Origin of the sequence: Leptolyngbya sp. ST-U4 (genome assembly GCF_039962215.1) — a bacterium.
Taxonomy (GTDB): Bacteria; Cyanobacteriota; Cyanobacteriia; order Elainellales; family Elainellaceae; genus Leptolyngbya_A.
On sequence record NZ_JAMPKZ010000060.1, the window covers coordinates 1 to 11,673 of the forward strand.

An 11,673-nucleotide genomic window follows, 5' to 3' on the forward strand; every position below is an offset into this window, starting at 1 on the left:
TAACGGCAGTACCAACGAACATTGAGCAGGATAATTTCAGGCAAGAAATGCCGCCACTTGAACAGAGCAGCAGTAGCCATCGGAGGGCGAGAAGGCATAACGGGGCTTGTCTACCTTACCAGCGGCTGTTTTTGCGACACAACCGTCCACATTGCCTATCAGTGACAGAACAATCTGATTTTGAAATCGAAATTATGCCCCTTCACTGGTGATGAGCTGTGCGTAGTGTCCTTTTTCCTGCCACAGGGTTTCGTGCGTTCCCCGCTGCACCGCCTTTCCTCGCTCCAAGACGATAATCTCCTCGCAGTCGCGGATGGTGCTGAGTCGATGCGCCACAATTAAACAGGTGCATCCCCGGCGTCGTAAATTTTGATCGATGATTTTCTCTGTTTCGGCATCCAGCGCACTCGTTGCTTCATCCATAATCAAAATTGCGGGATTGTTCACCAGCGATCGGGCAATTTCTAATCGCTGCCGTTGACCCCCGCTGAGATTGGCGGCTCCTTCAATCAAAGGCGCACGGTAACCCCCTGGAATCGAAAGAATCGCTTCGTGAATCGCAGCATCCTGGCAAGCTTTTTCAATCGTTTGACCGGAAATGGTCGCGTCCCACAGCGTCAGGTTGGCGCGAATCGTATCGGCAAACAAAATAATGTCTTGATCGACCACAGAAATAGAATTGGTCAGGATCGATCGCCCAATGCCCTCTCTGGGAATGCCGTCAAAGTAAATCGTGCCTGACCAGGGTTCATAGAGTCCCGCAATGATTTTTGCCAGCGTTGATTTGCCCGATCCGCTACCGCCCACTAATGCGACTCGCTGCCCTGGCTTGATCGAAAGGTTGAAGTTTTGAATGAGGGGTGCAGCCACACGACTGTAGCCAAAGGTAACGTCTTTTAATTCAATATAGCCTTGCAGCCGATTTGCCCCCGAAACGGTATGCGGGGTTGTACGGGCGATCGCCTGTTGCTTAGCAGTTTCCAGAGCCGGATCGGTGGCATTGTCCAACACATCATCCAGCCGCAGCAGATTTCCCTCCAGGTCTTGCAGCGTACTCCCAAACCGCACCAGATCATTCACAGGAGCCAAAAAGCTGACGGTCAAAAGCTGAAATGCCAGCAGCATCCCAATACTCATCTGTCCCTGGATTACCTGCCAACCGCCAATACTCAGCAGAGCGACGGTACTCAGTGCCGTAATGAGTGACGGCAGCAGACTCAGCTTCTGGTTGGCAAGGTTTAGCTCTTGCTGAGCGTTGATTGCCTTTGTGTAGTAGCCGGCCCAGCGCGAAAAGAAATCGGACTCTAAGCCAGAAGCTTTCAGGGTTTCAATGCTCTGGAGCCCGGCGATCGCCACGCCGTTCACCTTACCAAAGTTCTGTGCCGCTTTGATGTTGGCATCGACTCGCTGACGCGCCACCCACTGCAAGATGAGCACATTGACGATCGCAAAACAAATCACAATCAGTGTCAACAAAGGACTGTAGTGCAGCATCACAGCGGCATAAAATACAATCACAACAGCACTGATTAGCGTGGTTGTCAGTTGTCCGGTGAGGGCGGTGGCAACGCGATCGTTAATCCGAATTCGACTGCTAATTTCACCGGGATAACGCTGGGCGTAGTAGCTAATAGGCAGTTTCAATAAATGCCAGATAAAATGGCTGGACATCGAAATGGATAGTTTAATTTTTAACTTTCGCAGATAGCGAAGTTGAAGTGCGGTCAACAAACCCTGAAGCGTGATGGTCAATCCCATTGCTGCCAGTAAATAAGCAAGCCAATTCGTCCGACCATTAATCAAAATATTATCGATAAATACCTGGCTATAGACGGGCACAGCCAAATTGGGAATCACCAGCAAAAAACCCGCAGCAATGCAGTACAGCAATGCTGGGATCGATTCCTGAAGGCGGGTTTGCAGCGATTGAACGACGCTTTTTTTCTTGCCGCCCTTTTGGAAAGTTTCGTTTGGTTCCATCACCAGGACAATGCCCGTATAGCCCTGATTAAACTCTTCCAGCGAAACCGTGCGCCGTCCGGCAGCCGGATCGTTGACAAAGACCTGCTCTTTGCTAAATCCCTCCACCACAAAGAAATGATCAAACTGCCAGAAGACAATATAAGGCGGATGCAGTGCCATTAAGCTTTGCAATTCCTTTTTGAAGCCTTTGGCGTTCAGTCCATAGGCCTTTGCCGCCGCCACGACATTTGCTGCCGAACTGCCGTCCCGTGAAATGCCACAGGCTTGCCGCAGCTCTGCCAGGGGCACAATTCGCCCGTAGTAGCCCAGAATGATTCCCAGGGCGGCAGCTCCGCACTCACCGGCTTCCATTTGCAGCAGCGTTGGCGTGCGAACGCGATTGCGCTTGCGACTCCAGAGCGTTTGCCCCTGCTGTTGCAGAACTTTCCGGGGAGCCTTCCACCAATTCCAGGAGAACTGCGGGGCGGGATTGAGCAGGGTTTTCAGCATAAGACTTATTTCAAAAACGGGAAGATAAAGGTGATGGGGGCTTGTTCGCTCAGCATCACTCTGGCATCGGTCGGCGTTTGGCTTGAGAGCTGAGCAGATCCACGAGACATCGACCACTGGTAGCCGCTGGGATTGTCAGGAGCAAGTTTAAACTGGGCAACGACTTCGATCGAGGCAGGCGTGTAGACCAGAGCCGCTAGCTCCAAATTGCCGTTTGTGCGCTTGAGGGCGGCTGACTGCGTGACGGGCTGGGATGAAACAGAGGTTACGATTGCCTCAAGTCCGCCAAATTCCTGGAAGCTTGCTGTTTCAGGACTAATCAAAACCCGATCGCCCGGCTGAATTTGTTTGCCTTGAGCAATCGGGAAATAGCTGACGCTGATAAGCTGCCTGGGATTAGTCGTATCTTGCACTAACAGTCCTCTTGCCTGGACGAAAATGGGAATCCGTCCGACAACGCTCCAGACCAGTGCCAGCACGACCAGAAAGCCGATCGATGCTAGCGGCAGCCAGTCCTTCAGATTCACAATTTGCATGAGCTGGTCAAGTTGTTCGGGGGAAGCAATCTGCGCCAGTGCCTCAGCTCGGAATAGGTTAGAGTCTTTTTCGTCTGCCATGAGTCACCACCTTGCTTAATTACTGCCGTTCTCTATGTCCGCTCTTTTATCCCAAGCTGTCGCAGCAGCCAGTGAAATTTCGTTCTCGCGATCGACAACTCCTGCAACGCTGAAAGACTGAGTTCGCCTTGATAGGCGGATTGATCGCACAGGCTGCACCCCGGCTCATAGGAGGGAACGCTGCCTGCTAAGCGACTGATCATTTGATAAAGCTGCTCTGTGGTGATGCTGGCGAGTGCCTGATAAAAGCGAGCGGCAAATCCTAAATCGGTTTGCAGTTTGGGGATCAGAAGAGCAATTGGAACCGACAGCAATTTTGTATCCTGAGCCGTTTTGATCAGATACAGATTAGGAGACATTTCCAGAAAAGTCGTCGCGCCCAAAATATCACCGGGCTGTGCTTTAGCAATATTGCGAAGCTGGCTGCTGGGCGGTGCACCAAATGCAAGCGATAGCGCGTTATGCTTGCCGCCGCAAACCAACAGCAATAGATTTCCTTTCAGTACAATATCCAGCGTTTCAAGCGACTGTCCCTCTCGCACATAGATTTCGTCTGCTTTTAATTCCTTCACTTTTCCTGCACTTGTCATCCAGCATATATCGCTGTCATGTAAACAGCTAAACATCGAAAAGCTGGTTTTTGTCATGATTGAATGTGACTCAGTGACAGTCGCTTCAGGTAGACGTGAGGCAATCTGCCACTGTTTGCGAGTGAACAGCATGGCGATCGCCCGGTAGAAGCGGGCACTAAAGCCAGCATCCTGCTCAAATTCTTCCAGTAGCAACTGACAATCGATCGTCAGAACTAATGACTTTTCAAGTGCCTGAAAGACAGCTGACGAAGGAGAACTCAGCAGAAAGAAGAATCCAACGACATCACCGCTGCTGTAAGTGACAATGCCAGGATGAGAGCGATCGGAATCAGGCGAGATCAGTTCAAGTTGACCCTCTAGAACCAGATAAAACCGACCTGAATGTGTGTCAACAGTCGGCAGTCGAGCGCCAGGCGCAATTTCTACTTTCTGTCCAACCAAAGTCATCCAGTCAATGTCACTCCGATTCAACTCGCGCAGAATAATTTCTGTCATAGGGCTACAGGTCATGAGAATTGATTATTTGCTGCTTGGAGCACGATGCAGCATTTTTACGCTATATCTTCTGGGTAGGGTGGAGTTGGAAAGGTCGGTTCAGTTTCAGGAATGTTGAAGTCGTCAGCATCACGCTGCAAAATCTTTGAATGGAGTAATTGATTGTAGTCATGCTCTGCACCGCCCGCTATTTTAGTTAATTCTCGATCGCTTAGTAGTTCGCTGGTACCGTTAGAATCGAACGATTTGTTTTGCTGTTGATCAGACATTTGATTCTCCTTTAAGTCGCGTTATGTGGGCTTATAGACTGGAATAGAGCCATTTGTAAAACAGTTGAGTGAGGTGCGGTATGACAAAATAGGCAAGCAGGACAACACTAAATCCTGTGATGATTAGTTGCTGAAGTAATACAGGAAATTCAGACAGTAACGGTACCAGTAAATATTCCAGGATAGGTAGCGTGAGCAGCACTCCTAGCCACGTCACCAGCGCAACCCTATAGCATGGGGGTGGAGCCTGCGGCTTGCCTAGAAGCATAAACCAGATCTCCAACCCTGTCAGTGTTTGAACAACTTCAGTCTTTTCGATCAGAGATTGCAACCGCGTTATCCATTCCTGTCAAATATCGGATTCCATCCACGTTTTCAAGTTGCTGTACTGATTGAATCTAACAATGGCTACGTAATCAGGGTGAGTATGATTTTGGGGGCGAATCACAGTGACCCCTGAGTATCCTTTGAACTTGTGAACCGCTGTAGCGATGCCGTGCAGCCACTCTTGATATCCCCACTCGCGTCCTGGGCGAACTGCATAAGAAATAATGGTAGTGACCTGCTGAGCTTCTTGATCTGTACCGATCGCTACACGCTTTAGCATGGGACTTAACCTCAACGAGCGATCGTCGCTTTTAGAGCAGCCTGTGCTTTAACGATTGTCAGGTTACGGGCTTCCGTACCCAGGTTGAGACCATTGGCGTAAATGAACTCAACATCGGTAATGCCGATGAACCCAAAAATAAACCGAAGATAGGGTGTTTGCAGATCATAGGCGTGAGTAGGACTATCTTCTGGATAAGTTCCCCCTTGAGCAAGAATGATAGTCATCTTCCTATCATGAACCAGCGCTTTGTAGCCTGTTTCATCAGCTAAGAATGTACGACCCACGCGCACAACTTGATCAATGTAGGCTTTGAAGTTCGCAGGAATGCTGAAGTTGTACATGGGAATGCCAAACACATAGCGATCGGCTGCTAAAAACTCATCGATCAACTCATCGGAAACCCGAATTGCTTTAGTTTGTTCAAGCGTTTGTTGTTCAGGGGGTGTAAAGGCACCAGCAATCCAGTCTTCGCTGACAAACGGTACAGGATAATGCCCAATATCGCGGTAGGTGACCGTGTCATTGGGATGAGCAGCTTTCCAGTTAGCGATGAATTCTGCTGAAAGGGTGCGAGAAATAGATCGTACACCCCGTGGACTTGCATCGAGATGGAGAATGTGTGTCATGAAATAACCTCAAGTTGTGAATTAATACAAGCTATGCATCAATAGATTTACCCATCGTTATGGTCGGGTAAATCAATACGCGATCGTGGAAAATTGCGTAGAGTATTTGGGCTTTGGTAGGGTTTTAGACTGATGAGTCGTCTAATTGCTGCACCGTGCAGCCAGGTTAATTTCTAGAATTCGGGAAACAGAGCGTCTAACTTCTCTTTACTAGAACAATCAAGAAGCCCCTCGCAGAACATAGCCAACACCACGCACAGTATGAATCAGTCGTGCTGCCTTGCTCCCCCCAAGTTTGAGGCGCAAGTAGCGAATGTAGACCTCAATAACATTAGAGTCTCCAACAAAATCGTATCCCCAAACATTTTGAAGAATTTGTTCACGTCTCAACACTTGTTTAGGGTAGCTCATGAAATATTCTAGCAAATCAAATTCCTTCGCAGTTAATTCAACTTGCTGATAATCGTGACGAACTTGTCGTGCTTTTCGATCTAGCACAAGGTTCTCAAATTCCAAAACGTAAGGCTGCTGCGGCTGAGTACGTCGTAAAAGCGATCGAACGACAGAGACTAATTCCTCCAGGTTGAAAGGTTTAGTTAAACAGGTATCTGCACCTGCCTCTAAACTGGCAACTCGATCGTGTACCTGACCTTCCTTAGTCAAAACTAAGATGGGTACATTATTCTGTGTAGAGCGTAAGCGGTGACAAATATCCAGACAAGATAAACCTATTTGCTCCCAACCTAGAATAAGCAAATCTGGATCACTTTGTCGAGCTTCGAGCAATCCTGCCATTCTATCATGTACAACCTTTACCAAATAACCCTCACATGTCAACTCTAGCTGAATGATTTGAGCTATCTTTAGATCGTTCTCAATCACTAGGATTTGGCGCTGCATAGCATTTTCCTAAATGTTACTTCTTTGAACGTTTTAATGAAACATTTGAGTAGGACTAGCGCATCTGCATCTCCATATCTCCGAGACCGACCAAGTTGCCTTTTTCGTCATGGCTCCTTTGAGTTTGACGTTACTTGATTTCGTAATCGGATTACTTCACAGCGATTGCTGCTTCAATAATCAGGTTGGCAACCTCTTTTGGCTGGGAGATATAGGGCACATGGCTTGCTGGAATCTCAGTTGTTTTGGCACCAATTCGGCTTGCCATGAATCGTTGAAGCTCCGGGTTAATGGCTCGGTCTTCTTGAGCCACAAGATACCAGGAGGGAATCGTCTTCCAGGCTGCGCTCTCCACAGATTGGTCAAACGTTGTGCTGATGGCAGGCTTTTGCGTCACTGCCAGCACTTTCGCCTCGGCTAGTGATACGTCATGAGCAAAGACCTCGTGAAACTTCTCACGATCGATGTAAAGAAATCCTGCTGTATCAGCTACAAGTGCTGCGCTGACTGGAGGAGGGGCGTATCTGCTATTTAACTGGCTAATCGTCTCACCTGGCTCTGGTGCAAAAGCATTGATATAAACTAATGCTTTCACTTGCGGGTTATCAGACGCTGCACCTGTGATTACGGTTCCACCATAGGAATGCCCGACTACAACCACGGGTCTCTGTTGGGCGTCAATGATTCGCTTGGTTGTAGCAATATCATCTGGCAGAGAAGTGAGCGGATTTTGCACAGCAGTTACGACGTAGCCATCCTCCTGCAAAAGTGAAATAACGTGTTGCCAGGATGTTGCGTCAGCATTGGTACCATGAACTAGGACGATCGCAGGTTTAGAGTTGGATGTTTGGACTGGTTGCCACAAACTAGCTGATCCTGAATGCACTGATGCGATAACGACAACACTAAATGTGAACAGTAAGAGCAACAATCTTTGGACTTTTTTCCATGTAAAAACGGTCATTTTGATCACCTTTCTATTTTTACTAGAAAGACACGAAAACATTAGGACACGGGAAAGTTTTACTCAACTGCATATCTCTGCGTTTTTCCCCGTTCATAGTCGCAATGTGTTCACACTTCTCTACTGCGTGCTCGCAGCATGTTCGATAACGCTGACAACGGCATCTGGATGGGAAATCATCACGACGTGGGATGCACCATTCACGACAACTGTCTCCTTTGAATCAGCGCGGTTCGCCAGGAAAGACAGGGCTGCTGGAGGAATGTTCAAGTCGCGACCACCATAGATGAACCAGGACGGGGTAGATTTCCATGCAGGTTCGCCAGAGGCTTCATTAAGCGTGGCTTCCGTAATCGGACGCTGGGTACTAGCCATCAACTGTGCATTGTTGGCGGGCACATCCGCAGCAAACTGCGCGTGGACCTTGTCCTGCTGAATGTAGAGGTCCTTACGCCAATTTTCTAATAGAACAAACGGTGCCCAGTAATAGGGCGAAGTGTGGCGGGGATGTCGATTGATGCTGACATTGCCTCTCTAAAGTCTTGAGAGTTGGCGCTAATGTTGCTGTCTTCACTACCGCCAGTCGGAACAGAAAACTGGTCAAATTACATTTACTCGATGCGATCGTGCCTCTATGAAAACGATTCGTCTATATTCGGCTGATGATTTTCAACCTGGTTAAGATTGACAGATACTTGAGCTGATGATGCTTTCGCACCTATCAAACTACCACTAATTCCAAATTTCTTATGCCCATGCCATCAATCGCAACATTTTAATCGGGCGATCGCTCAATAATATTTTGTGAATGAGATTTGCTATATAAGACCTCCAGATTCAATCACTGCATTGAATAACGGCTCGAACTCCAACGCATTTTGATAACGAATACTATTGATAAACAAAGCTGGTATGCGAGTCACGCCACTGCGTCTTCCGCCTTCAATATCCTCCTTGATGCGATCGCTATACACTTCCCTAGTAATATCTCGCAGAAACTGAGTAATATTCAGTCCTAAATTGTTAGCATACTCCACTAAATAGCCATCGCCTAAATCTTGGCGATGCTCCCACAGCATCTCTGACATCTGCCAAAACCGTCCTTGCGCTCCTGCTGCTTCTGCGGCAGCGGCTACCTTCTGAGATTGAGGATAGAGTTGAGGTTGAGGAAAATGACGAAACACAAAGCATAAATAATTCTCCTTGAGGTTGCTGTCAAGCTGTTCTTGAATTGCTTTAATCAGGGCATAAATTTCCCCACTTTTTGGACATTGATAATCTCCATACTCAACAAGTACAACTCGTGCATTGAGTGAACCCTGCCGATGATCTCGTTCAGAAGGAGATACTGCTAATAGTTGACGATCGCCAGCCGATTCAGCAGAAATATCTTGATTCATGCTTAACCCTTGGGAAGAGAGGAGCAATATCACTTAGAAAATTGCTTTTCTCCTAATTTCTCTATGCTGTTTATATAGTCTTAATTTATAGAATGAACGAAGATTTGTCATTAATCCAGGGTTTATTTCGTGAGCAACAAAATGATCAATTATTAGTTGATTCCAAGTATTGGTCTACCTATGAACTTAAGTTCAGGTTACAGCTTCTTTCATGCTGGTCAGGTACGAGGGGGTGTGGGGGCTAGGCAGTGTCTTAAAAGCGTCTTAAAACCTTCTGTTGATTGGATGATTTGGCGGAGCTCCCCCCTACCCCCCTTAAAAAGGGGAATCAGAGTGGTTCGGCTCCCTCTTTGTGAAGGAGGGCAGAGGAGGATCCTTGGGGGCTAACACTTAGCTCAGAGGGAATCGATCGCATTGAAACGAAGTTGCGCCAGAGGAAAATTTAGAACGGGGAGTAGATTACAGAGAAATACACGCCATTTTCTTGCAAACTGTCCCCGGCATCGATCGACACCAGCGGAATGCCCCAATCGAGCCTTGCTGAAAAGCGATCGCCCTGCCGCCACAATAGACCTACTCCAACACCGACTAACGCATTTGATTCTGGAGCCGGGCTATCGCCGCTATTCCAGGCTGCACCCACATCGATAAACGGCGAAAGTTGCAGCAGCCCTCGCCATTCGGGAATACGCAGAATGGGTAATCGCACCTCGGCAGAGAGCAACGCCCCGTTATCTGTGAGCAAGGCATCCTGTCTGTAACCTCGCACGCTCTGCTGTCCGCCCAATCCAAACTGCTCCAGCGGCACTAAAGCACTGTCTGCAAGCTGAACATCGCCTCGCACCAGCAGCAGCGCATCGGGAGCCAGTAAGCGCACCCACTGCCCCTGTCCGCGCCAAGCTAAAAACCGGCTATCGGGTGCGTCATTGTTCACGGTGGCATCCAACAAATCGAGTCCGAGGCTAAATTGCGATCGAGCAGCAATCACCTGCTGACTGTTACGCTGCGTCCACTCCTGAAAAAAGCGCACTGCCGAGACACGAGTTCGCCCTGCTGCATCGGCTCCGGGTGAAAGGCGAAACGGACCAATATCATCAATGCCTAATTCCGTTTGGCTTTCCTGACGAGAAGCCGTCAGCCCCAGCGCAAATTCTTCGGTTGGCGTTTGTGAAAGCGGCTGGCGAAAGGTGAGTTCGTAGTAGTGCGAGGTGGCACTAATCTCCAGTTCATCAAACGGTTCCTCGATGACGCGACTATCCGAGAAGCCGATCGCTAACTGTAACGTGCCATTACGCGGATTGAGCGGCAGAGTATAGGTGGCGTTGAGCGTGTTGCTGCCATTCGTATTGCCGTAGCCCACGTTCAAACCGTCCCCAAAGCCCAACAGATTTGCCTGCGTGAGTTCAACTTGCCGTCGGAAGCTGCCCACACTGGGCGATCGTCCGTTATCGATCGACAACGTGGTATTGAACGAGTCTGCCTCGGTAACCTGAACTGCCAAAACACTGGTTCCCGGACGCACCCCTGCCTGCAAATCCGCCGAGATGCTTTGGATCAAGGGATTGAGCTGTAAAAGCTGTAAACCTTCGAGCAGGCGATTCACGTTGAGCGGCGTTTGCGCAGCAAGTTCTAGGCGATCGCGCACATAGCTAGGACTGAGGCGAGTGAGTCCGCTGATGTCGATCGATTCTAAGCTGCCTTCGATCACCTGAATCGTCACTACTCCGGCTTCCAGAGCCTGAGGTGGAATGATCGCGCCCGATGTGATGTAGCCTTCCCGCACATAGAGCTGTGTTACTGCCGATCGCGCTTGCAGCAGTTGGGCAAAGGTAATATCGCGGTTGGTAAACGGCGCGGTGACGACTGCCAGTTCCTCAGGGGTAAAGACCGTACTGCCAAACACCTCAAAGCGATCGACCCGAATGGTCGTTGGGACTTCTCCTGGAACAGGTTGGGGGGCAGCCGGGGTTTGAGGCGAGGGTCGGAGCAGCTCATCGGGACGGGGAAGCGGTGGGGGCGGCTGCGGGACAGGCTGGGGTTGTAGCGAAGGCGGCTGATTTTCCTGCAAGGGAAGTTGAGGCGTTCCGGTGGATTCAGGGGCTTGCGGCACAACTGTCTGAGCAAAGGCTGATCCTCTAGGCAGCCCAGCCAGAACCACGAGCAGCAATACAGCAGGAAAGTACCAGCAGGTCATATTACTGTCCACAGTATGAAATCACAGCATGACATCACAATAGGGCATCACAATGTGAATAAGGACTGATGCTACGATCGCACGCCTCACAGTCCTCGCAGTCAACCGCTTTGACACTGAGGCAATGCGAAGATTATTTGCATCAGCTTACAACACTTTTGTTGATAAAAGTTTGCCAATCCTCACCATTATCACTGTCTACCTAACTGTCTATCTGAAATAAGCGTCTGAAAGCCAGTCGAGCTGAAAGTTAAGCTCACTTGTGGTTGGCGTGACGACGAGCGCGGGGGTAACCCATTTGGAGAAACTTGCGTACCCTGTCTATGCCCACAAACTCACCCACGACCGCGCGAGATGGGTAAATTAGCGTTGCTCAGTCAATCTGTCGATTGTACTTCAGTTGGAATTGGCATACCGACTCTAGTAGTTCACCAAATAAACTTTGCCTAGTTAGCATGCTTTAATTTAGGATAGAGATGCCCTAACCGAATGCGCGCACCTGCACTGGAAAATCTCCAATTGACCCTGGCTTT

General features: G+C 49.0%; 11 protein-coding genes and 3 pseudogenes. All 14 read right to left on the bottom strand.

All coding sequences use genetic code 11. The features are described from left to right. Positions 1–80: pseudogene (locus tag NDA02_RS27195) on the bottom strand (IS6 family transposase); the annotation flags it as partial. Positions 81–192: 112 nt separating this feature from the next. Continuing rightward, positions 193–2,472, bottom strand: coding sequence for an NHLP family bacteriocin export ABC transporter peptidase/permease/ATPase subunit (locus NDA02_RS27200; protein WP_348256252.1), 2,280 nt, complete (start codon positions 2,470–2,472; stop codon positions 193–195). A 5-nt stretch (positions 2,473–2,477) separates the two neighbouring features. Beyond that, positions 2,478–3,089 carry a hypothetical protein gene (locus NDA02_RS27205; RefSeq protein ID WP_190790569.1) on the bottom strand — a complete coding sequence of 204 codons (612 nt, stop codon included), beginning with the start codon at positions 3,087–3,089 and terminating at the stop codon, positions 2,478–2,480. Between the two features lie 32 nt (positions 3,090–3,121). Continuing rightward, positions 3,122–4,177, bottom strand: coding sequence for a cyclic nucleotide-binding domain-containing protein (locus NDA02_RS27210; protein WP_190790570.1), 1,056 nt, complete (start codon positions 4,175–4,177; stop codon positions 3,122–3,124). Positions 4,178–4,233: 56 nt separating this feature from the next. Continuing rightward, positions 4,234–4,446, bottom strand: coding sequence for a hypothetical protein (locus NDA02_RS27215; protein WP_190790571.1), 213 nt, complete (start codon positions 4,444–4,446; stop codon positions 4,234–4,236). Positions 4,447–4,477: 31 nt separating this feature from the next. Next, on the bottom strand, positions 4,478–4,714 hold the full coding sequence (locus NDA02_RS27220; RefSeq protein WP_199296395.1) for a hypothetical protein: 237 nt from the start codon (positions 4,712–4,714) through the stop codon (positions 4,478–4,480). An 81-nt stretch (positions 4,715–4,795) separates the two neighbouring features. Beyond that, positions 4,796–5,053: a hypothetical protein gene (locus NDA02_RS27225; RefSeq protein ID WP_199296396.1), complete on the bottom strand. Its 258-nt coding sequence runs from the start codon at positions 5,051–5,053 to the stop codon at positions 4,796–4,798. Positions 5,054–5,064: 11 nt separating this feature from the next. Then, positions 5,065–5,682 (bottom strand): FMN-dependent NADH-azoreductase, encoded by a 618-nt coding sequence (locus NDA02_RS27230; protein ID WP_190790572.1) that lies wholly within the window; start codon positions 5,680–5,682, stop codon positions 5,065–5,067. Positions 5,683–5,901: 219 nt separating this feature from the next. Beyond that, positions 5,902–6,582 carry a response regulator transcription factor gene (locus tag NDA02_RS27235; protein ID WP_190790573.1) on the bottom strand — a complete coding sequence of 227 codons (681 nt, stop codon included), beginning with the start codon at positions 6,580–6,582 and terminating at the stop codon, positions 5,902–5,904. 151 nt (positions 6,583–6,733) lie between these two features. Next, positions 6,734–7,447: an alpha/beta hydrolase gene (locus NDA02_RS27240; RefSeq protein WP_348256253.1), complete on the bottom strand. Its 714-nt coding sequence runs from the start codon at positions 7,445–7,447 to the stop codon at positions 6,734–6,736. Between the two features lie 219 nt (positions 7,448–7,666). Then, positions 7,667–8,026 (bottom strand): annotated as a pseudogene (locus NDA02_RS27245) (alpha/beta hydrolase); the annotation flags it as partial. A gap of 338 nt (positions 8,027–8,364) precedes the next feature. Further along, entirely contained in the window at positions 8,365–8,946 is a 582-nt protein-coding gene (locus tag NDA02_RS27250) for a thioredoxin domain-containing protein (RefSeq protein WP_190790575.1), read from the bottom strand. Positions 8,947–9,388: 442 nt separating this feature from the next. Continuing rightward, complete coding sequence (locus tag NDA02_RS27255; protein ID WP_348256254.1) at positions 9,389–11,140, bottom strand: ShlB/FhaC/HecB family hemolysin secretion/activation protein; 1,752 nt, start codon at positions 11,138–11,140, stop codon at positions 9,389–9,391. 259 nt (positions 11,141–11,399) lie between these two features. Further along, positions 11,400–11,480 (bottom strand): annotated as a pseudogene (locus NDA02_RS27260) (DUF4385 family protein); the annotation flags it as partial. Between the last annotated feature and the right edge of the window lie 193 nt (positions 11,481–11,673).